Origin of the sequence: Methyloterricola oryzae, from assembly GCF_000934725.1 — a bacterium.
GTDB classification, from domain to species: Bacteria; Pseudomonadota; Gammaproteobacteria; order Methylococcales; family Methylococcaceae; genus Methyloterricola; species Methyloterricola oryzae.
Genome location: NZ_JYNS01000001.1, coordinates 300027 through 319774, shown reverse-complemented (window position 1 = coordinate 319774; position 19748 = coordinate 300027). Strand labels below are relative to the sequence as shown.

The 19748-nt window shown below is 63.2% G+C and carries 21 protein-coding genes and 1 pseudogene; 8 read left to right on the top strand and 14 right to left on the bottom strand.

The window, feature by feature from the left end; all coding sequences use genetic code 11:
- Positions 1-294 precede the first annotated feature (294 nt).
- The 7 genes and pseudogenes from EK23_RS21400 to EK23_RS01360 form a co-directional block, all read right to left on the bottom strand.
- Positions 295-903 (bottom strand): hypothetical protein, encoded by a 609-nt coding sequence (locus EK23_RS21400; RefSeq protein ID WP_145998522.1) that lies wholly within the window; start codon positions 901-903, stop codon positions 295-297.
- A 25-nt stretch (positions 904-928) separates the two neighbouring features.
- On the bottom strand, positions 929-1291 hold the full coding sequence (locus EK23_RS21395; protein ID WP_052807806.1) for a TCP-1/cpn60 chaperonin family protein: 363 nt from the start codon (positions 1289-1291) through the stop codon (positions 929-931).
- A gap of 133 nt (positions 1292-1424) precedes the next feature.
- Positions 1425-1823: a hypothetical protein gene (locus tag EK23_RS23190; RefSeq protein ID WP_145998521.1), complete on the bottom strand. Its 399-nt coding sequence runs from the start codon at positions 1821-1823 to the stop codon at positions 1425-1427.
- A 21-nt stretch (positions 1824-1844) separates the two neighbouring features.
- Positions 1845-2072 carry a hypothetical protein gene (locus EK23_RS24645; RefSeq protein WP_082053844.1) on the bottom strand — a complete coding sequence of 76 codons (228 nt, stop codon included), beginning with the start codon at positions 2070-2072 and terminating at the stop codon, positions 1845-1847.
- A pseudogene (locus tag EK23_RS24640) lies at positions 1985-2164 on the bottom strand (aromatic/alkene monooxygenase hydroxylase FAD-binding subunit MmoC); the annotation flags it as partial. The pseudogene EK23_RS24640 and the gene EK23_RS24645, both read right to left, overlap by 88 nt.
- Entirely contained in the window at positions 2161-2400 is a 240-nt protein-coding gene (locus EK23_RS23180) for a hypothetical protein (RefSeq protein ID WP_145998520.1), read from the bottom strand. The gene EK23_RS23180 and the pseudogene EK23_RS24640, both read right to left, overlap by 4 nt.
- An 11-nt stretch (positions 2401-2411) precedes the next feature.
- Positions 2412-3464, bottom strand: a complete 1053-nt coding sequence (locus EK23_RS01360; protein WP_052807802.1) for a sigma-54-dependent Fis family transcriptional regulator — start codon at positions 3462-3464, stop codon at positions 2412-2414.
- Between the two features lie 322 nt (positions 3465-3786).
- Between EK23_RS01360 and EK23_RS01355 the strand changes: the two genes are divergently transcribed.
- The 7 genes from EK23_RS01355 to moaA all read left to right on the top strand — a co-directional run bounded on the left by EK23_RS01355 (position 3787) and on the right by moaA (position 9978).
- Complete coding sequence (locus EK23_RS01355; protein ID WP_045223466.1) at positions 3787-4317, top strand: GreA/GreB family elongation factor; 531 nt, start codon at positions 3787-3789, stop codon at positions 4315-4317.
- Positions 4314-5039 carry a M48 family metallopeptidase gene (locus EK23_RS01350; RefSeq protein WP_045223465.1) on the top strand — a complete coding sequence of 242 codons (726 nt, stop codon included), beginning with the start codon at positions 4314-4316 and terminating at the stop codon, positions 5037-5039. The genes EK23_RS01355 and EK23_RS01350 overlap by 4 nt, the downstream gene beginning before the upstream one ends.
- Positions 5036-5524, top strand: a complete 489-nt coding sequence (locus tag EK23_RS01345) for a protein disulfide oxidoreductase (protein ID WP_045223464.1) — start codon at positions 5036-5038, stop codon at positions 5522-5524. The genes EK23_RS01350 and EK23_RS01345 overlap by 4 nt, the downstream gene beginning before the upstream one ends.
- 50 nt (positions 5525-5574) lie before the next feature.
- Complete coding sequence (locus tag EK23_RS01340; RefSeq protein WP_045223463.1) at positions 5575-6552, top strand: NAD(P)H-quinone oxidoreductase; 978 nt, start codon at positions 5575-5577, stop codon at positions 6550-6552.
- Complete coding sequence (locus tag EK23_RS01335) at positions 6553-7284, top strand: tetratricopeptide repeat protein (protein ID WP_235281874.1); 732 nt, start codon at positions 6553-6555, stop codon at positions 7282-7284.
- 276 nt (positions 7285-7560) lie between these two features.
- Entirely contained in the window at positions 7561-8895 is a 1335-nt protein-coding gene (locus tag EK23_RS01330; RefSeq protein WP_045223462.1) for a L,D-transpeptidase family protein, read from the top strand.
- Positions 8896-8967: 72 nt separating this feature from the next.
- A complete protein-coding gene (gene moaA / locus EK23_RS01325) occupies positions 8968-9978 on the top strand; it encodes a GTP 3',8-cyclase MoaA (protein WP_045223461.1) in 1011 nt (336 codons plus the stop codon).
- A gap of 232 nt (positions 9979-10210) precedes the next feature.
- On the opposite strand, the gene EK23_RS01320 is transcribed toward moaA, so the two are convergent.
- The 6 genes from EK23_RS01320 to EK23_RS01295 all read right to left on the bottom strand — a co-directional run bounded on the left by EK23_RS01320 (position 10211) and on the right by EK23_RS01295 (position 16444).
- Positions 10211-11221, bottom strand: coding sequence for a TraB/GumN family protein (locus EK23_RS01320; RefSeq protein ID WP_045223460.1), 1011 nt, complete (start codon positions 11219-11221; stop codon positions 10211-10213).
- A gap of 270 nt (positions 11222-11491) precedes the next feature.
- Entirely contained in the window at positions 11492-11695 is a 204-nt protein-coding gene (locus tag EK23_RS01315) for a hypothetical protein (RefSeq protein WP_158002422.1), read from the bottom strand.
- A gap of 121 nt (positions 11696-11816) precedes the next feature.
- A complete protein-coding gene (locus EK23_RS01310; protein WP_052807800.1) occupies positions 11817-15164 on the bottom strand; it encodes an NAD-glutamate dehydrogenase domain-containing protein in 3348 nt (1115 codons plus the stop codon).
- 54 nt (positions 15165-15218) lie between these two features.
- A complete protein-coding gene (locus tag EK23_RS01305; RefSeq protein WP_045223458.1) occupies positions 15219-15632 on the bottom strand; it encodes an ATP-binding protein in 414 nt (137 codons plus the stop codon).
- A complete protein-coding gene (locus tag EK23_RS01300; RefSeq protein WP_045223457.1) occupies positions 15613-15981 on the bottom strand; it encodes an STAS domain-containing protein in 369 nt (122 codons plus the stop codon). Before EK23_RS01300 ends, EK23_RS01305 begins: the two co-directional genes overlap by 20 nt.
- Before the next feature lie 37 nt (positions 15982-16018).
- Positions 16019-16444, bottom strand: coding sequence for a gamma-glutamylcyclotransferase family protein (locus EK23_RS01295; protein ID WP_045223456.1), 426 nt, complete (start codon positions 16442-16444; stop codon positions 16019-16021).
- Between the two features lie 145 nt (positions 16445-16589).
- On the opposite strand from EK23_RS01295, the gene EK23_RS01290 reads away from it, so the two are divergent.
- Positions 16590-19040, top strand: coding sequence for a spermidine synthase (locus EK23_RS01290; protein WP_097990816.1), 2451 nt, complete (start codon positions 16590-16592; stop codon positions 19038-19040).
- Positions 19041-19048: 8 nt separating this feature from the next.
- On the opposite strand, the gene EK23_RS01285 is transcribed toward EK23_RS01290, so the two are convergent.
- Positions 19049-19741, bottom strand: a complete 693-nt coding sequence (locus tag EK23_RS01285; RefSeq protein ID WP_045223454.1) for a ComF family protein — start codon at positions 19739-19741, stop codon at positions 19049-19051.
- Positions 19742-19748: the final 7 nt, after the last annotated feature.

The following is a 19748-nucleotide window of genomic DNA, read 5'->3' as shown; positions in this document are numbered from 1 at the left end:
TGCGCCGATTCTCTCTGCTCCTTCCTGAGCCGAATTAATCATCAGAGCAGCTTGGTCACAATTACCGCCGCAGATGACACGATGAGGGTGGTGATCATCAGGATGATGATCTGTTGTACGTTCTTGATCTGATCAAGCATGGAGCGGGCTCCTTCTTTGGTGGGGTTTCCGATCTGGCGATGTCCGCGTGTCCACTTCGGCCAACGCGTGACTCCGTATGACTGCCAAGTTGCGTGCCATATCCGCTCGGAGCAGCTATTTCAAATCAGATCAGTGCCTTGTGTCCTCCTGCCGCTACGCGGGGTGAGGAAGAGCAGTGTCGGGAAATCGGACGCCGCTCGACATTTGCACAGTGGGCTGTTTAATAAGTGAACGCAAACTGCCTTGAGTCGGCGCCACGGCGTCTTCCTTTCCATGAGGTTCAGTTCTTTCGTCCCGGAAACTGCCGGAAGGGCAATCCGTTCGGCAGACTATCTTCCGAAGCGGCCGCGGGGCGCTGTGAGCGCGACAGCAAAAGCCCCAGCAGTTCATCCAGCAGCCGTCGCTGCAGGGCGAACTCTTCCCACAAACCGGCAATTCCCATGTGGATTTCTTGAAATGCACCTGAAGAAAGCGGTTGGCGGGCCAGGCCAGCGCCTGATTGGCGACGGTTTCCGCGATGATGAGCAGTGACCGGCGCTGGGACTGGGTTTTCTTCAGCAGCGGCACCAGGTCCATGAAATCGGTGATTTCGCGGTCGTAGAGCAGGATGTAGGGCTCATCGAGTTCGGCGAGGCGACGCTCCTTGTCGGTGCTGAAGTAGGGCGACAAATAGCCCTGCTCGAAATGGACGCCCTCCAGCAATTCCAGTTCGTCCTGGGGTGACTTGCCCAACTCCATATTGACCATATCCCTCGGCCCCACATGGCGGATGGCTTCCAGCAGCAGGTCAGCGACCTGCTCGCCTTCCTTGCCGGCGGGTGGCCAGGTCGATGCCCTTTTTCAGCTCCGTCGGGTTGACGCCTGCGGCCAGGCTGCGGGCGCATTCCCGGGCGATGAAGCGCGCCAGCACTACCGCGGTGGTGGTGCCATCGCCCGCTTCGCGGGAAGTGGCGCCGGCGACATCGCGCAGCAGGCGTGCCCCAACGTCCTCCAGGCGGTCACTGAGGTGAATGGAATTTGCCACGGTGACGCCGTCGCGGGTGAACACGGGAGTGATGCCATCGGTGCGATGTTGAATCATCACGCCGGGCCCCGTCGCACCGAGAGTAAAGCCGACTGCGCGAGCCAGGGTTTCGATAACACGCAGCATTTTGACGCGCGCCGCGCCAGTCCAGGGAACGGCGCAAGGCTTCTTCGTCGTAGGGACCGAGAGAGCGATCCCAGAGTTCGCGAATTTCCTCCACCCGCTCGGACCCGAGGTAATCCATCAGTGCCTGTTCCCGCTAGGCGAGTTGGACGATGCTGGCGTCCAGCTGTCTGGCCATTTCGGCCATGAACTCGGTGTCATTGAGTATGTGTGACACGGTGGCGGGGCAGGGCTGGCGGCACGCGGGCTCACGCCGTGGCCGGCTGATGGAGCGAGTGCACCGTGTTCGGGTCGCAGGCGTCGCCGCAAGGGCCGGACGGCAGGAATTTCTCCAGGAAGACCTGATCCTGGGGAATGCCGAAGTCCGAGCAGGCGAAGTGAGCCGCATCGACCATGGCGGGCCGCGCAGATACAGGTCGGGCTTGACCGGCCTTTCCGCCAGATCATTGCGCAGGATCTCGATGACGTTGCCTTTCTCGAATTCCCACGAATCATCGGTATGCCAGACGCAGAGCCGCACGCTGAGGCTCGCCATCGCGGCTTCCAGAGCCTTCAGTTAATTTATGTAAAAGGCTTCGTGCTGATGGGTGACGCCGAAATAGATGCGGGTCTCCTGGGGTTCCTTCCATTCGTGCATGCGCCTGACCATGGACAGGACAGGGGCCAGGCCGGTGCCGCCGGCGGGGTGCGAATCAGGAACTCCAGGATGCCGTCGGGGTTCGGCACGTTGGAGGGCGAAAAGGATCGGGAAAAATCCGTGCCCAGGATGGTGAGGTCCATACATTGACCAGGGATAAATTGAATGGCCCGAATTCCCTCGGCGTCGGACTGCAGGTGCAGCTTCAACAGGACCACATTGGACGATAGCTGGTTCAGGGCTCGGCCTCGAAGAGTTTTACGTACTTGCGGTCCGGGTGTTGCGCAATGACGGCTTCGAAGGCCTCGATATCGGCTCCGGGCAAGTCATGGGCGAAGCGGTAGGCCAGTTCGGCGTCACCCGCCGCCAGCACGCCAGCTTGCGGGGTGGGCTGTGGGCCTTGCCGTCCGTTGGGCTGCGGGCGGTAGGCAGTGCTTGTATCGAGAAGCAGGGGCGCGCGAGACCTAGCGGCCAATCGGGAAACGGCTAGTCGGCCGGGCTCGGGCGATCCTGCAGGCCGTAAAGCGCCATCTTCTTGTACAGGGTACCTCGGGTGATGCCCAGAATGCGCGAGGCGCGGGTGACGTTGCCACGGCAGACTTCCAGGGCGGCGGCGATGCCGCGGCGTTCCCAGTCGGCGAGGGTGGTTGCCTGGGCGGGCGTTTCGATGACGCGCGCGCCGATGACTCGGCAGGGCTCCGCCTGTTTGGAGGGCTCGGCACCGAGGTCGTGCTTGAGTTCTTCCAGGAAATCGTCGGGCAGGTGCTCGAGACGGATGACGCCGTCTTCCGACAGATTGATGGCGGTCCGCAAGACATTGGAAAGCTGGCGGATGTTCCCGGGCCAGGGGTGGGTCAGGAACAGGTTCATGACCTCCGATGATGGCTTGCGGAAGGGGTCGAAGCCGGCGATCCGCAATTCCCGGGACAGGATGCGGTGGACGATCTGCAACTTGTCATCGCGCTCGCGCAAGGGCGGCACGATCAATTGCGCACCATTCAGCCGGTAGTACAGGTCGCGCCGGAAGCGCCCCTCGCGCACCGCCTGCTGGATGGGCACATTGGTTGCCGCGATGATCTGCACGTCCACCCGCACCGGCCGGCTGGCGCCCACGGGAAAGAACTCGGAGGTTTCCAGCACCCGCAGCAGCACCGCCTGTAGGTCGAGGCACATGTCGCCGATTTCGTCCAAAAACAGGATGCCCTTGTCCGCCAGGAGGAACTTTCCAGACTTGCCTTCCCGGTGGGCGCCGGTGAAACTGCCGGCGGCGTAGCCGAACAGTTCGCTTTCGATGAGTTCGCGGGGGATCGAAGCGCAGTTGACGGCGATCAGCGGCGCGCTGCTGCGGGGGCCCGCGGCGTGAGCCGTCCGCACCAGGTGCTCCTTGCCGGCCCCGGATTCACCGACGAGCAGGATGGGAATCTTGCGGATCTGCAGGCGCACGGCTGTCTCGACGAGCCTTTGCTCGTGACTGCCGGGCCTTGAGCCTGACTCCTGGGCCGGGCCCGCCCCGGAGTTCTTGGTGAGCGTCATGTGCATAGGTGTCTGGACCTCGTTCCTAACGATTCAGGCGTTTCCGCCACAAGTCCATAACCTCAAGAGTCCGGCGTCTATGCGCCGTATTGCTGGCCGCGGCGCCCACAGCATGGCGGCGCGACGGGATGATCAGTGTATTGGTGCGCGAGCGGATAGCCAAGTCCTTGAAATGCGGCATATTGCCGCAGCGCACAGGGAGGTCGCGGGGCAACGGCGCCTCGCCAGCCGCCTTGACCTATGGCGCAAGCGGTGTCCAAAGCGGGATAATCGTGGCCAGCTTTTTTGTCCGAGTGTCATCTGTTCGCATGAATATCCGGTTACAAGCATGAGTCGAGCGTTCGTCAAGGAGTCCGATGCCGAGTCCGCACTGGAAGAGGCTCCCCTTCGGCCGCGCAGTCCGTTTCCCAATTACGTCACGCCTGATGGACTGGCCAGTCTGCATGCCCGCCTGCGCGAGCTGCAGCAGCGGCGACGCGGCCTGGAAGGCCTGGATGACCTGGCCGCGCGCCAGGAGCTGGTCATCGTGGATCGGGACCTGCGTTACTGCAGCGACCGCATCAGCAGCGCAATCCCGGTGGAGCCGGATGGCCAGCCTGGCGACCGCGTGCATTTCGGCGCCGCGGTGGACGTGGAGGTGGCGGGCGAAGCAGATCTGCGCCGCTTTGTCATCGTCGGAGAGGACGAGGCGGATGCCGCCGCCGGCAAGATTAGCTGGATTTCTCCCCTGGCCAAGGTGCTGCTCAACGCCCGCGTGGGTGATTGGGTGACGTGGCGCCGCCCCGCCGGGGACCTGGAGCTGGAAATCGTCGCCATCCACAAAGGTGGTGCGGCAAGCGCCGATGAGGTCGGTGGGTGAGCATCGAAACGCCCGGCATCCAGGTGCGCCGCAGTGCCCGGGCCAAGTACCTGCGGCTGGTGGTGAGGCCGGGGATCATCGAACTGGTGGCCCCCCTGGCGGCGACCGAGCGCCAGGTTCAATCCTTCCTGCAGAAACACAGGTCCTGGGCCGAAGGCAAGGTCCGCGAGATGGATGCCAAGCTCAAGGTCTTCCAGGGTCCAGGCCTGCTCGAACCCGGCGCGACCCTACCCTGGCGCGGGCGCGAGATTCCGCTCGCGGTGGAGGAAACGTCCGGCCGCAGGGCCAATGTCCGCATCGACGAGTGCTTCAGTGTGACGCTGCCTTCCAGGGTGGGTCCAGGCCGCGAGAGCGTGCTCAAGCAGGTGCTTTACAGCTGGATCCGGCACTGGCTGCGGGGCGAGGTGGCCCGCCTGTCGCTCGCCCATGCGCCGCGCCATGGCTTGAACCCTCGCGCCATTCGTATCAAGCGCATGGTCTCGCGCTGGGGCAGTTGCGGACCCCGCGGCGACATCAACATCAACTGGCTGCTGGCGCTCGCTCCGGAGACCGTGCTGGAGTACGTGGTGGTCCACGAGTTGTGCCATATCCGCGAGCGCAATCACTCCGCCGCATTCTGGTCCCTGGTGGCCGAGCACCTGCCGGGCTATGCGCTGGAACGAGCCTGGCTCAAGCGCAATGGGCCTGCGCTGATGCAGCGATTCGCGGAGTTTGGCGCATGAGCAAGTTCGCCCGCAGCCTGTTTTCCTGGGTAGCCATCGCCGCCTTCGTGGTGGGCGTTCAGTTCTATACCAGTCGTAACCTGGTGTCCGGGCAGTCGCCCCCCTTGATGGGTATGACCGCAGGCGGAGCGCCTTTCGACCTGAACAGCCTGCGCGGCCAGCCGGCTGCGCTTTATTTCTGGGCGAGCTGGTGCCCGGTGTGCAAGGCCATGCAGGGCGCGGTCAATTCGGTGGCAAGTGATCATCGCGTGGTCGGGGTGGCGATGCAGTCGGGGGACGCGGAAGAAGTGCGGCGTTACCTGAAATCGTCCGGTTTGGCCGTGGACAGTCTGCCCGATGAAGACGGCGGCATCAGTCAGGCGTTCGGCTTGCGCGGGGTGCCCACGGTTTTCGTTCTGGATTCCCAGGGGCAGATTCGATTTGCCACCTCGGGCTATACCAGTGGGCCCGGTCTGCGACTGCGCCTGTGGCTGGCGGGGCTGTGATGGCCGGCAGCAACACGCCCCCGGCAACGCCACGATCCGGCCCAGGTTCCATGCGGGTGGTGGAGATCACCGCGTTTGGCGGGCCAGAAGTCTTGGCGATGCGGCAACGCCCGGTGCCGGTTCCGGAACCGGACGAGGTGCTCATCAAGGTGGCCGCAGCCGGGGTCAATCGGCCCGACCTCATGCAGCGCATGGGGATGTATCCGCCGCCGCCCGGCGCTTCGGACATTCCGGGCCTGGAGGTGGCGGGGGAGGTCGTGGCGGTGGGCACCCTGGCGGGGTCCCTGCGGGTGGGCGATAAGGTGTGTGCCCTGGTCGCGGGCGGCGGATACGCGGAGTACTGCGTGGCGCCTGCCATCCAGTGCCTGCCGGTGCCGGAGGGTCTGGACCTGGTGGAGGCCGCGAGCCTGCCGGAAACCTTTTTCACCGTCTGGACCAATGTATTCGAGCAAGGCCGGCTGCTTGCCGGCGAGACTTTTCTGGTGCACGGGGGCAGCAGCGGCATCGGCGTCACGGCGATACAACTGGCGCGGCGCTTCGGTGCCCGGGTGATCGCCACGGCCGGGAGCCTCGCCAAATGCCGCGCCTGCGAGGCGCTGGGCGCGACTGCGATCAATTACCGCGAAGCGGATTTTGTCGAGGTGGTCGGCGAAATCACCCAAGGGCAGGGCGTGGATGTGATTCTGGACATGGTGGGAGGCGACTATTTGCAGCGCAACCTGGCGTGCCTGGCAGAAGAGGGACGTTTGCTGCAGATCGGATTGCAGGCGGGGGCGAAAGCCCAGATCAATCTGTTGCCCGTCCTCCTCAAGCGCTTGACCCTCACCGGTTCGACCCTGCGGCGGCGCAGCGTCGCGGAGAAAGGCCGCATAGCCGCCGCCTTGCGCGAGAAGGTCTGGCCCTTGCTGGCACAGGGAAAGCTGCGGCCGGTCATCGACCGCAGCTTTGAACTGGACGCGGCGGCGGAGGCGCACCGCTACCTGGAGAGCGGCGCCCATATCGGCAAGATCGTGTTGACGGTGAATTGAGTGCGGGCGAAATGGGCGCCAATTCTTCTGCTTTTCCTGGCACTTTCCGGGGCGGCGTCGGCCGATGCCCTGGAGGAGGGCATTGCGGCGGTGTCGCGGCGGGATTATGGTGCGGCATTGAAGTTGTTCAAGCCTCTGGCGGAGGCCGGCAATGTGGTGGCCCAGGTCAATCTGGGCAACCTCTACATGAAGGGTGCCGGGGTCAAGCAGGACTATCTGGAGGCGGGGCGCTGGTATCTGCTGGCGGCCGAGCAGAATGAACGCATGGCACAGTCCAAGCTGGGTGTCATGCATTATTACGGACTGGGCACGGAGAAGAATCCGGCAGAGGCGGCACGCTGGTTCACCAAGGCGGCGCAACAGGGAGACCGCTCCGCGCAGACCGTGCTGGCATCTCTTTATGCCCAAGGTGAAGGGCTTTCGCGCGATCCTGCGAAGGCCTACTACTGGTACACCCTCGCCGCGGAGCAGGGCAGCGAGGACGCGGCCCTGGCGCGCAAGGGTCTGGCGGAAGAGATGACGCCGGGGGAAACCGACGAGGCCTTGCGCCTGGTGGGCGAGAGCCGGCGCAAGGCGTCGGAGGATGCCGAGCGGGAACTGGAAGCGGCTGTCGCTGCGGCCAGCGGTGCTGCTGCCGGTAAAGCATCGGGCAACGAAGGAAAAGCGCTCGCCGATCCGGTCAAGGCGGGCAAATCCAGGCGGCCGAAAGGGAGAAAAGCTAAACGCTCTTGAGGCAGGCCGGCGGCGGAATGGCCAGGTCGACCGCGGGCGTTGTCGTCCTGGGGCGACACGGTTGGCGGCCTTGGTTCTGTGCCAGGCTGCCCTGTCATGTGAAGTCGAATTGGAAGATTGATAGGAATCAATGGAGTATGTGCAACAGGATGGAGGGAGGCACAGATGGCTCTTAATTTGCTTGTCATGTTCACACACTGTATCGAGCCTGGCGTTCCGAGAGCTGCGGGACCGGCGGCAGTATTTCCTGAACCTGAATTCAAGTCTATTGTGTCCATGACTTTCGTTTTGGCGCCGGCCTTGCGGCGCGCCCTGCTTCTACTTCTGGTGCTGGGCATTCTGCCCGCCTGTTCATTTCATGAGGGTGTGAGGCCGCAGGTCTATCACGTGACCCGCCCGCACATCGAGCAGGTCGAATCCCACCAATTCGCCATCGGCAAGGACGACAGCATCGTGGGCCGTTTGGCTACGGTCCGGCTGCGCGAAGGTGACAGTCTCTCGGATCTGGCCCGCCACTATGGCCTGGGCTTCGAGCAGATCAGTGCTGCCAATCCGGAGTTGGAACCCTGGGCGCCGCCGGCCGAGACCGTGGTATTGCCCTTGCGCTTCATGTTGCCGGAGGCCCCGCGCAAGGGCATCGTGGTCAACCTGGCATCCATGCGCCTTTTTTACTACGCACCGGGGAAGAAGGGTCAGGACGCGCAGGTGCTGACCTATCCGGTGGGCATAGGCAAGGAGGGGCGTTCCACGCCGACCGGGTTGATGACGGTGGATCGCAAGACCGCGCACCCGACCTGGTATGTGCCCGAGTCGATCCGGCGCGATCACGCACAGAAGGGTGATCCTCTGCCGGCGGTGGTGTCGCCCGGCCCCGACAATCCGCTCGGGGATTACGCCATGTACCTCAGCAAGCCCAGTTACCTCATTCATGGCACCAACAAGCCCTACAGCATCGGTTTCAGGGCCAGTAACGGCTGCCTGCGGCTGTATCCGGAGGACATTGAAAAGCTGTTCCAGGCGGTGCCCAAGAAGACCACTGTCAAGATCGTCAACCAACCTTTCCTGGTGGGGACCCAGGACGGCATGCTGTACCTGGAGGTTCATGATCCCCATGAAGAGATGGATGGCAAGCGCCTGCGACAGGGCTTGGTGGCCAGGCTCAAACAGATGGAAAAGAAGCAGGGGCTGCAGCTGGACTGGCCCAAGGTGGAAGAAGCCCTGGCCCAGGCACGTGGCATTCCCGTGCCCATCCTGACCGGATCCCAGAGCCTGGAACAGGTGCTGGCAGACGCGTTGCCATTGGATCGCCCGCGGCAGTTGTACGGCCAGCCTTCACCCCCGGCGCTGGCGTCCGAGGGCTGGTACATCCGCGCCGCCGAGACCCCGGATGAGGGCAGCGCCCGGCGGCTGGCCGCCATGCTCAATCATCAGGGACCGCGCATACCGGCCCAGGCGGTGCTGAGGGACGGGCGCTACCAGGTTTTGGCCGGGCCTTATCCGGACGCCAAGGCAACCAAGGCGGCGGCCAAGCGGATGAAGATCGATCTGGAGATCAAGGGCGAGATCGTGGAACCCGCGCAGCGGGTGAGCATGCAGGGCGAACTTCGCTGAAGCGGGACTTTCTGCTTTGCGCCGCGGTCTAACGGTGCGAAAATACAAAAGATATAATCCCGCGTAACTAGCATGAAGCTTGCCGATTCCTCTGCGCCCAGTCTCGTCGACCGTTTCGGGCGACAAGTTAGTTATTTGCGCATTTCCGTAACCGACCGCTGCGATTTCCGGTGCATCTATTGCATGGCGGAGGATATGCAGTTCCTGCCGCGTGCCCAAATCCTCACCCTGGAGGAGATCGAAACCGTCGCTTCCGCTTTCGTGGCGCTGGGGGTGGACAAGATCCGGATCACCGGCGGCGAGCCGCTGGTACGCAAGGGCGTGCTGGATCTGCTGCGCAAGTTGGGACGTCTTGAAGGCCTGCGGGAACTGGTTTTGACCACCAACGGCTCGCATCTGGCCGAGATGGCCGCCGAACTGCGTGAGGCGGGGGTCAAGCGCGTCAATATCAGCCTGGATACGCTGGATCCCGACCGTTTTCGCCAGATGACCCGTTTTGGGAGCCTAGAGCGCGTACTCGGTGGCATCGAGGCGGCGCGGCAGGCCGGTTTCGATCGGGTCAAGCTCAACAGCGTGATCTTGAGAAACCGCAATCATCAGGACGTGCGGCCCCTGGTGGCTTTCGCGCTTAGTCAGGGACTCGACATCAGCTTCATCGAGGAAATGCCGCTGGGTGTCGTGGACGGCCACGACCGGGCTGAGGAATATTATTCCAGCGACGAAATCCGGCACGATCTGGAGCGCGAATACACCCTGCTGCCGACCACGGAGGGAACGGGCGGCCCGTCCCGTTACCTGCGCGTGGCCGGTACACAGACTCGGATCGGGTTCATATCGCCCCACAGCCATAATTTCTGCGGCAGTTGCAACCGTGTGCGGTTGACGGCAGAAGGTCGCCTGCTGCTGTGCCTGGGCAACGAGCATTCCGTGGACCTGAAACGGGTTCTACGGTCGCATCCGGGCGACGCCGAGCGCTTGCAACGGGCCATCGTCGCATCCCTGGCCATCAAGCCGGAGCGTCATTATTTCGAGTTGAGGGAGCAACCGGTCATTTTCCGTCACATGAACATGACCGGCGGTTAGCGGCCGGGTGTCTCGCTTCAGAGGTTGTGAAAAATCGTAGCGAGCAGCCCAAGCGCAAGGAGCCCCCAGCGCGGGAGCCCCGGTGCACGTGGGGTACATGAGGATAGACAAAACACATCCTGTGTTTTGCATCTTCGATGCGCTACGCGCCCAAATCGTCTCCCTGCCGATTTGTCCGAGCAGCGTGCGACGCAGCAATCGGGACGCGCAGTAAATTTTTTTTAACAGCCTCTCAGGATTGGGTGAGGGTGTAGCCCTTCGCCTCCAGTTGTTTCAGTACCCCTTGCTCCCCGCCCAGGTGGCCGGCGCCGATGACGATGAAATAGGTGCGGCCATCATCCAGCAGTTCGTCGATCTTGTTGGTCATGGCGGTGTTGCGGTCGCTGAATAGCACTTGGTAGAGCTTGTTGCTGGTGGCGCCCGCATCGAAGCTCTGCCGTACGATGATGTCCATGGCCTCCACGTCGCCATTCTTCCAGGCGTCGATGATCTGCTTGAACTGATCCGGCCCCCGATTCAAGTCCTGCAGGGACTGCAGCAGCATTTGCTCCTGTTCCTGGGGCGAGAATTGCTCGAACAGCTTGACTTGCTGGTCCACGGATTCGATTTCGAGCATCGGTTTCTTGATGCCGTTTTCCTTGATCATGGTCTGATCGATGCCCATGCTCTGATCGTAACCGGCGCTCTTGAGGGCTGTCGCGGTCAGCGACAGGGCCGCCATCCAGGGCTTCTGGGGTTTCATGGCATCCTCGGTCAGGCTCAGCCTCTTGGCCGCTTCCAAGGTTTTCTGCCAGGTGGCGGGCTTCACGTGGTTCTCCAGGATGCTGCCGTCGTGATAGGTACCCGCTTCCGCCAGTTTCCTGGCTGCCTCGCCGGCGCCGGAATTCTCCACATTGGCTTCCACTACCAACACGTCCGAGGCGATGTACGCATCCATGATCCGCGCGGGCAACGGCAGTATCTCGGAGCTCCCGAAATGCATGGAGCCGAGCAGGTATGCGGCACCCTTGCCGGGTTTCTGGGAACTGGCCTTCCACATGAACAGGCGGGTCTGATCCTGGTTGCCGAGTTGCGACAGATGGCTGGGCAACTTGGCGGTGGTCAGTTCCTGGCAGGGCGTGTCGCGGTAAAAGACGTGGCCCTTGGCGTCCGTGCACTTGTACACGCCCGCCTGGGCGCAGCCCAGGTAGGCGAGGAACAGCAGGCTCGCCAGGCCGTGGCGGGAGACTTTGTTTAACGTCATGTTCGAGTGCTCCTTCTTATGGGGGTTCGGCCCGCATGACCTCCGGTGGGTTTCGGGCACACAGCGAGGGCGACAATTCTCGCATACAGGGTGGGTTCCGGCCGCGTTGAGACGGCGTCCGCATGTATGCTAGTCGGTCCCGCAGGTAGGCAAGGGTGATCGCCGCTGCGCATGAAAGCATGCTCGTACACTTTAGTTCAAGTGGCTCCAAACACAACGAAGCCGGCGTGTAGCCGGCTTCGTTGTCGAGCGTGTTTGAGATGGGCCGAGTCAATCCCTCCGGCGAGCGCGTACCTTCTTCATCTGCAAGGTGCCGCGCGGCGTCCACAGGTTCTGGAATGGCCCATCGGAGTTACCGCCGTCGCGGCGTTCCAGATAGATGCAGCGTTTCGCCGGCGGCTTCGGGCGGCGCAACGACAGCAGCAGGGCGCGCGCGGCCAGCGAAAGGATTTCCCGTAATTCGGTCAACATCACTCAATCCTCTTGTCTTGATTGAAACTACCCTGGCGGTCACGCCTCGGTTCTTGTGGCGCCTTCAGACTCAGTATCGGCCAGCCCGCTGCAAATTTGAAGTCCAAGCAACCGGAGCGGGCGGTCAGGCTCGTTGACCGTCGTCCAACAAATCTTCGAAGTCCAGGGCTATGGCGCATATTCCGAATAGTGTGACAGAGCGACTGGCCAACAGTTCCCTGCATCGCCCACGGAAGCGGTCCCACTCCGGTTTGCGTCCAACAGGCGCGGAGAAATCGTCGGCTCCGGCGCTTTCCGTCGCGAGCCTGCCAAGACAAAGCCGCAACAGGTTGGATCGCAGGCGAAACGCGGCCGCCACGCGCGTCCTGTGTTCCCAGAGATCGCCTGTGGCCTTGATCTGGAGTTGCGCCAGCAGGCGATCAAGCCCCAGTTCGCGGGCCAGCCGGAAATAGACCCGGGCAGCTCTGGCCATGGGCGCACCCGACTTAACGGACAATTCGATCAATGCGGGCAGGTCCCCCAGGGCGGGCAGCATGCTGAGCAGCCGTGTTTCCTGTACCGTCAGATCCAGGCTTGCCAGACTGTCCGGGGGCAACGGCCCGGGCAGGTGCGGGTTTTGTGCCCCTGGTGCGGATTCAACAAGTTGCAGAAAGCTGGCCAGGCCTGCCTGCCAGCGGCCCGCCAATTCGGGCTCCCAGATAGCGGCGGGTGAACGCCGCCGAAACCAGTGAAAGGTCTGCGCGATGACGTCCTCTATGGCAATGAGCAGCGGGAGCCGGCTATCGGCTCCAAGCCCTGCGGCCGCTTGGCGAATCTTGCGCCTCACGGGTTCAAAGGCGAATCCGCGGTCGAAGACCAGGTACGCTGCGACGGCCTCGAGCAGCGCTTCGCTTTCGATGGGTTCGCACCAGGCTGGAAAGGCGCTCCCGGCTCGCCCGACGATCCAGTTGGAAATCTGCGCGGCGGCGATCTCGCGAGCCAGGGGATGGTGAGGCAAGCGGTCCGCGAAACGTTCACCCAGCGCTGATGGGAAATAGTCGCGATAGAGGCTGTCATGGGTCCAGGGGGCGAGGAAGGATTCATGTTCCAAGAGGACCTGCTTGATCGCCAACTTGCTGGAGGGCATGAGCATGGCCAGATCCGGGCGGGTGAGGCGTCGCCCCTCGCGGGCCATGACGTCCTTGCGTCCGGGAAACGAGCAGCTGCGCCGATCCAGGAGTCCCGCCCGTGCCAAGTAATCCGCGGTTTCAAGGAATGGCTCCAGATCGTGGCGGCTGCGTTCCAGATCCAGGGATATGGCGAGGCTTTGCTCGGAGTTATGTGACAGGACCGAGAGGCAGACTTCATCGCGCACCCGGTTTAGCCAGAGATCGCGCTCCGCTAAGGTCGCCGGGGCCGATGACGGGTGGGTCAGGAGGATCTTGAGGTTCACCTCATGGTCAGAGAGATCGACGCCGGCTGAGTTGTCCACGGCATCGCTGTTCAGACGGCCGCCGGCCAGGGCATATTCGACCCGAGCCAGTTGTGTTAAGCCCAGGTTCGCACCCTCGCCGACAACTTTCGCGCGCAACTGGCTGGCATCCACACGCACCCCGTCATTGCCGCGGTCGCCCACCTCTTCGTTCTTCTCGCCGCTGGCCTTGACATAGGTGCCGATACCTCCGAGCCAGAGCAGATCGACTGGAGCGGTGAGCAGCAGGCGGATCAGATCCTCCCCGTCCACGGTGGTTCGGCGCAGGCCCAGCCATTGCCGAACTTCGGGGGACAGGGCGATTTCCTTCGCGCTGCGCTCAAACACGCCGCCGCCGGCGGAAATCAGCGCCGGGTCGTAGTCGGTCCAGGTGCCGCCGTCCAGACCGAACAGGCGCTGGCGCTCGGCGAAGCTGCGTTCCTCATCCGGGTTGGGGTCGAGGAAGATGTGGCGCGAGCCGAAGGCAGCCAGCAGCCGGATCTGCCTGGACAGCAACATGCCATTGCCGAACACGTCACCGTCCATGCTGCCCACCCCCACCACGGTCAGTGGCTGGGTCTGCGGGTCACGGCCTAGGTCGGCGAAGTGGCCCTTGACGCATTCCCAGGCCCCTCGTGCGGTAATGCCCAGGCGTTTATGGTCATAGCCGTGGGAGCCGCCGCTGGCAAAGGCATCCCCGAGCCAGAAACCGTATTCCGCAGCGACGGCATTGGCGATGTCCGAGAAGTGGGCCGTTCCCTTGTCCGCGGCGACTACCAGGTAAGGGTCGTCATCGTCGTAGGCGACGATCCCGGGCTGCGGCGTGACACCGGTCTGCGTGCGATTGTCAGTCAGTTCAAGAAGCGCCTTGATCAGTGTGCGGTAGGCTACCTCGGCTTGTTGCCGCGCTTCCTGGCGTCGCAGGCTGGGCGCCTTGACGATGAAGCCGCCCTTGGCGCCATGGGGGACGATGAGGGCGTTCTTTATGATCTGTGTCTGCATGAGCCCGAGAATTTCCTCACGAAAATCATCGGGTCGGTCAGACCAGCGGATGCCGCCCCGGGCGACCTTGCTGCCTCGCAGGTGGATGCCTTCCATGTGCGGCGCGTGCACGTAGATTTCAAACCGTGGCTTGGGGGATGCCATGGAGAAAACCCCCATGCTGTCGATCTTGAGGGCGACGTACCGGTCCGGGCCATCGCGGTGCAGATAATGGTTGGTGCGCAGCGTGGCGTCGATGAGGTTGAAAAGATCGCGCAAGATGCGGTCCGCGCCGCTGTCGTTCACCTTGGCCAGGGCAGCAACCAGTTCCTCTCGTTTGGCGGGCAGCAGTTCCTCCTCGCGACTGGCCGCCGTGGGAAGGTTCGGGTCGGGTTGGAAGCGGACCTGGAAGTATCCGAACAGCAGTCGCGTCACTGCGGGTTCGCGCAACAGGGCTTGGTGGAAGCGCTCCGGCGAGCAGCGGGGATTCCATTGGAAATAGTGATTGCGGTAGGCGCGCAGTACGTCGATGTCCTGCCAGGGCAGGCCGGCGAGAATGGACAGGGCATTGAGCGCGTCGTTTTCTATCGCACCGCGCAGCAGGGCCGTCAAGGTTTCCAGGAGCAGCGCTTTGCGGCAGCGCAATGGATCACCCTGGCAGGCCGGCAGAACGCTGAAGCTGCGTATATGGCTGGCGCGTCCGTCCAGCAGAAAGTCGAAGGCCATCTGGTCCAGCACCCTCAGGTGCAGGTTCTGCAGCAAGGGCAGGATGCGGTCTAGGTCCATGCTGCTCAAACTGTAGACCTGCAGCCGATAGGTGCCGGCGGGAGACTGCCGCGGATCGCGCCACAGGTCCGCGGCGGCAGAGCTGGCGTCGGTCAGGGCATTAAGGCGCAGCGCATCGCGCGCAGCCAGGCTCGGCGGCGTCAACGCAGTGTAAGCGGGGGGCATGGCGGTCAGCGTGGTCGCCGCGTCGGGACCTCGGGCCCGTTTCATGAAGCGGGTGAAGCGTGTGTTCCAGCCGGAATTGCTTTGGATCACGGCGAAGGTCGCAAATGACCCGCCTGATCACTGAAAGGCGAGGAAAAGGTGGAATCAGGCCAGGCGCTTGTGCATTTCCAGCACATTGCCGTTGGCCGTCTTGTGATAGTCGACAGAATCCATGAAGGTCCGGATCAGGAAGATTCCCCGCCCTCGCTCGCAGAGGGCGTCCGGTTCCGGGCATTGAACCTGCTTCAGGTCGAAGCCGCCGCCCCGATCATGCACTTGAATGCGCAGGTTCTTGTCTTCAAGATGGATGGAAATACGGATGGTCTCGGCTGAGGCATGTTCGATGGCGTTGGCCAGGGCTTCGGTGAGCACCAGGTTGAGGTCGTAGGCCAGCGCCTCGCGGTCGCCACTGAAATCGGGAATGCCTTTGGCCAGTTCCTCGGCGATATTACCGATCATCCCCAGGTAGCGGGTATGGGTCGGAATCACGATCTCCAGATCAATTGTGGTCCGACTCATGGGGAGTTTCCTCCACGGCTTCACCCAGGGCGTCCTTGACGGACGGATAGATCTCGAATACCCGGTGCAGTCGGGTGAGTTCGAACATGGACTGAACGCGCGGCTGCAAGCCCACCAGGGTCAGGCTGCCCTGGCGCAGTCCGGCGTTCTTGAATCCGGAAAGCAGAGCTCCCAGGCCGGAACTGTCGATGAACCTTACTTGTCCCAGGTCGACAACCAGCCGAATCTCGCCGCTGTCCAGGAGTCGCAGGATATAGTCTTTCAGGTTGGAGGAATTATGGGCGTCGATGCGCTCTTCCTGAATGTGAAGCAGGGTCTTGTCAGCGTGTTTCTCCGTGGTGATGTTCATTGGTCAGCCTAAGGGTAGGAGTTCTCGGGAGGGCGGTTCAGCGGGATCGGCTGGAGGCGAAGTGCCTGCAGCGATGCAGGAAATCGCCGAGCGAATGACGCTTGAAATGCTCCAGATCCCAGGTGGTATCCTCCAGCAGTCCATGGTACTGCGGGTCCATGACATAAACAAAAGCCCGCGCCGCCGTGCCGGTGAAAGTTACCACGTCAAGCGCCTGCCGAATGTAGAAGTCGTCTTCGAACGCATCCAGATTTTCCATGGCCGCGGCCGTCAAGTCGCGGTAAAGCAGGCCCTCGACGCTTGCCCCTGGCTCAGGGCGGATACCGGGAAAGGACTTTCCCCGGATGCGAAACCTCGCGAAGTGAGGCAGCCGCGCCGGAACCGCCTGAAACCCTTGCCCGGTTACACAGGCCATGACCTCCGGGAGTTGCAAAGAGCCATAGGCGAAAACGGCGTGCTTCATGGGGGGCGTTTCACCTGTCGGGACAGCCAGATACAGTTTAGGCTTTATTTTCGCCTTGTAAACAGGCATTTCCAGTAATTAGGAGAGGGGCAGGCGCCTTTGCGTTCGTGCCCCATGCGAGCATAGATCTTCCGAACATGGCCTTATGAACTGTCGCAGCCTGGCCCCTCCATTGTTTTTCGCGTCCGGAGTCCTTGGCCTGATTTATGAGTTGTTCTGGATGCGGGAACTCACCCTGCTATTCGGTGCCACGGCCCATGCCGCTGCGGTTACCCTGGCGGCCTTCTTTGCCGGCCAGGCCCTGGGCGGGGGTTATTGGGGCGGTCGCGCGCACCTGCTGCAACAGCCTCTGCGAACCTGGGGCATCATGGAATTGGGGATTGCCCTGTCTGCGGGTGGCTGTCTTGCCTTGCGGCCTGTCTTCGGCTGGATTTATCCGGACCTTCACCAGTTGCTTGTGTCAAGCCCCGGCCTGATGCTTTCGGCCAAGTTCTTCCTGTCGTTTCTACTGCTGCTACCCGCCGCTTTCCTTATGGGCGGGACCCTGCCGGTCATGAATCAGTTCTGCGCCAATGCGGGAAAGGGAAGGGGGAACGCCCTCCTGCTCTATGCGTTGAATGCCTTGGGCGGTGTCGGGGGCGTCCTGTTGGCGGGCATCTACCTGCCTTCCGCCTGGGGTTATGACGTGGCCTACGTGGCGGCGATGTCGGCCAGTGCCGCCATTGGCCTGATCGGGTGCATGGCGCGGGGAAGCGCCAGGAGCCTCGCGGAGTCTGCTGGCGCTCCTCGCAGGGTGCTGCCCTTGCCGACGGGTACGCTCTCCGTCGCGTTCCTGTCGGGGGCGGTGGTGGTGGCTCTGGAGGTTTTGTGGACGCGCATGTTCGCACAGGTGCTACAGAACTCGGTGCAGACCTTTTCGTTAATACTGGTGGTTTGCGTGCTGGGGCTCGCTCTGGGTGCGCTGCTGGCAAAGTGTCTGGTGGCCCTGGGGTGGTTGCTGGATGCTTGCCTTTATGGTGTGTTGGCCACCGCTGCCCTTTTGGTCGCTGCCACGCCTCATGAATTTGTCCTCGCCACCGAGGGGCTGCGTTACAGCGGACAAGGTTTGGGCTGGGATGAGTACTTGGTGCATGTGGCGGGCTTGATTGGCGCCGTGACAGGCCCAGCCCTCGTGACGCTGGGGACGGTGTTTCCCCTGCTGCTGGCCAGGACCGCTCATTCGGGCGATCGGCAGGGGCCGTTGCTCGGCCATCTGCTGCGGGTCAATGCCTTGGGCGCTGTGTGCGGCGCGCTTGCGGCAGGGTTTCTGCTGCTGGACTGGTTCGGGCTGTGGAGCAGCATCCGGCTGCTGGCCATGCTGTACCTCCTGGTAGCCCTGGCCGGCGAATACTTTCGCCGCCATGCGCGGGGTTGGCAACGCGCGCTGCCTCTGGCCTGCGCCTTGCTCTTGGTGTCCGCGCTGGATTCAAGCCGGCTGCCGCTGGTGCGCATCGACCCCTTGAACGAGGACGAGAGCCTGCTGCAGGCCTGGGAAGACAGCGCCGGCACGGTCGCGGTGGTGCGCCATGGCGATCAGCTCAAGATCAAGCAGGACAACCACTACACCCTGGGCGGCAGCGGCTCGGCCGCCGCCGAGGCGCTGCAGGGCTCCTTGCCCGTGCTGCTGCACCCAAAAGCCGAGACGGTATTCGCTCTGGGATTGGGGACCGGCATCACGGCCGGCGCTGCGTTGCGCCATCCGATCCGTCAGCTGTATGTGGCGGAGCTCCTGCCGCGGGCCGTCGAGGCGGCGCGCCTGTATTTCGCGCCATATCACTTCGGCCTGTTCGAGGACCCCAGGGCGCGCGTGTTGCAGGCGGACGGGCGCAACTGGCTGGCCGCCACGCGGCAGAATTATGATGTGATCGTGGGTGATCTGTTCGTTCCCTGGCAAGCTGGAACCGGCAGTCTCTACACGCTGGAGCACTTCCAGGCCGCGCGCGAACGCTTGCGCGAGGGCGGCCTGTTCATGCAGTGGATCCCGGCCTATCAGGTTTCCCGGGCGGAATTCGGGGTGATCGCGCGAACGATGCTGGAGGTGTTCCCCCAGGTGACCCTGTGGCGCGGTGATGGCTCGCCGCGCACGCCGGTTTTGGGTCTCCTGGCTCAAGTCAGCCCGGCGCCCCTTCCGCCGGGCGCTCGCCTTTTTTCAGGAGCCACGGATGCCCTGGAGCTGGGCGGTGCGCAGCTTCTAACGCACTATGTGGGCCGGCTGACGGCGGATCGGTTTGCGGACTATCGGGTCAACAGCGACGACCGTCCCGTGATCGAATTCAATGCGCCGGTCACCCAACGACAGCAAAAGCTCGGACAGGCCCAGTGGCTCGCCGGTCTCCCGCTCCTGGAATTCTTGACCGGGATCAGAAACGCTTCGGGGGAAGCGCGCGATCCTTATCTGGCCGCATTGCCGGAGGTGCTGCGACGATTGCCGGAAGCAGGCCTTTGCCTGCAACGGGCGGCGGTCGAAAAGCAGGAGGGCTATCTGACGGCGGCAGAGGGGAGCCAGGCCTGCGCCGAGGCGATACTGAGCGAGTCGGCCAGCGAGAAATCCCGTTAAACCGCCATTCAGGCCCTCGCGCAGGCCCAGGCTTCGATGCGTCGGGCGCCGGCCTTGCGCAGGACGCGGGCCAACTCGTTCATGGTGGCGCCGGTGGTCATCACGTCGTCCAGCACTGCCACATCAAGGCCCCGGTAATCGCCCAGCACCTTGAAGGCATTGCGGAGGTTGCGAGCGCGTTCAGCGGCGGACAACTCCGTTTGCGGAAGGGTCGCCCGGACACGAACGCAACCGCCCAGGTCCAGCGGCACGCCGAGCCGGGCGGAGACTTCGCGGGCGATCTCGATGGACTGGTTGAAGCCGCGTGAGCGATAGCGGGCAGGGTGCAGGGGCACCGGAATCAGGCATTGGGGCCGTTCGTCCCGTTGCGCCAGTCGGTCTGCCAGCAGGCTGCCGAGGACACGGCCGGCGGGATAGCGGGCGTGAAACTTGAGACCCTGGATCAGGTGGCGGACCGGTTCCTCGTAGCGGAAGGCGGCCACGCTGGCGTCGAACTGGGGCGGTTGGCGCTGGCAGGCTCCGCATTCCCTCGCGCTTTCGGAGCCCAGCGGTAGGCCGCAGCGAGGGCAGCACCAGCGGTTGTAAGGCAGGTCCAGGGCGCAGTCCCGGCAAAGATCGCGCCCGTCTGCGCCAGGGTCGCCGCACAGCAAGCAGGTGGGCGGATACAGCCAGTCCTGTATAATGCCTAACCAGCTGTTCATTCCCTGG

Bases quoted from the DNA above. Each gene is read 5' to 3' on its own strand.
- EK23_RS23190 (WP_145998521.1), bottom strand. From the start codon at position 1,823: ATGGCGAGCCTCAGCGTGCGGCTCTGCGTCTGGCATACCGATGATTCG.
- EK23_RS01320 (WP_045223460.1), bottom strand. From the start codon at position 11,221: ATGACGTTAAACAAAGTCTCCCGCCACGGCCTGGCGAGCCTGCTGTTC.
- moaA (WP_045223461.1), top strand. From the start codon at position 8,968: ATGAAGCTTGCCGATTCCTCTGCGCCCAGTCTCGTCGACCGTTTCGGG.
- EK23_RS01295 (WP_045223456.1), bottom strand. From the start codon at position 16,444: ATGAAGCACGCCGTTTTCGCCTATGGCTCTTTGCAACTCCCGGAGGTC.
- EK23_RS01355 (WP_045223466.1), top strand. From the start codon at position 3,787: ATGAGTCGAGCGTTCGTCAAGGAGTCCGATGCCGAGTCCGCACTGGAA.
- EK23_RS01330 (WP_045223462.1), top strand. From the start codon at position 7,561: ATGACTTTCGTTTTGGCGCCGGCCTTGCGGCGCGCCCTGCTTCTACTT.
- EK23_RS01345 (WP_045223464.1), top strand. From the start codon at position 5,036: ATGAGCAAGTTCGCCCGCAGCCTGTTTTCCTGGGTAGCCATCGCCGCC.
- EK23_RS01360 (WP_052807802.1), bottom strand. From the start codon at position 3,464: ATGCACATGACGCTCACCAAGAACTCCGGGGCGGGCCCGGCCCAGGAG.
- EK23_RS21395 (WP_052807806.1), bottom strand. From the start codon at position 1,291: ATGCTGCGTGTTATCGAAACCCTGGCTCGCGCAGTCGGCTTTACTCTC.
- EK23_RS01290 (WP_097990816.1), top strand. From the start codon at position 16,590: ATGAACTGTCGCAGCCTGGCCCCTCCATTGTTTTTCGCGTCCGGAGTC.
- EK23_RS01285 (WP_045223454.1), bottom strand. From the start codon at position 19,741: ATGAACAGCTGGTTAGGCATTATACAGGACTGGCTGTATCCGCCCACC.
- EK23_RS01340 (WP_045223463.1), top strand. From the start codon at position 5,575: ATGCGGGTGGTGGAGATCACCGCGTTTGGCGGGCCAGAAGTCTTGGCG.
- EK23_RS01300 (WP_045223457.1), bottom strand. From the start codon at position 15,981: ATGAACATCACCACGGAGAAACACGCTGACAAGACCCTGCTTCACATT.
- EK23_RS24645 (WP_082053844.1), bottom strand. From the start codon at position 2,072: ATGTATGGACCTCACCATCCTGGGCACGGATTTTTCCCGATCCTTTTC.
- EK23_RS01305 (WP_045223458.1), bottom strand. From the start codon at position 15,632: ATGAGTCGGACCACAATTGATCTGGAGATCGTGATTCCGACCCATACC.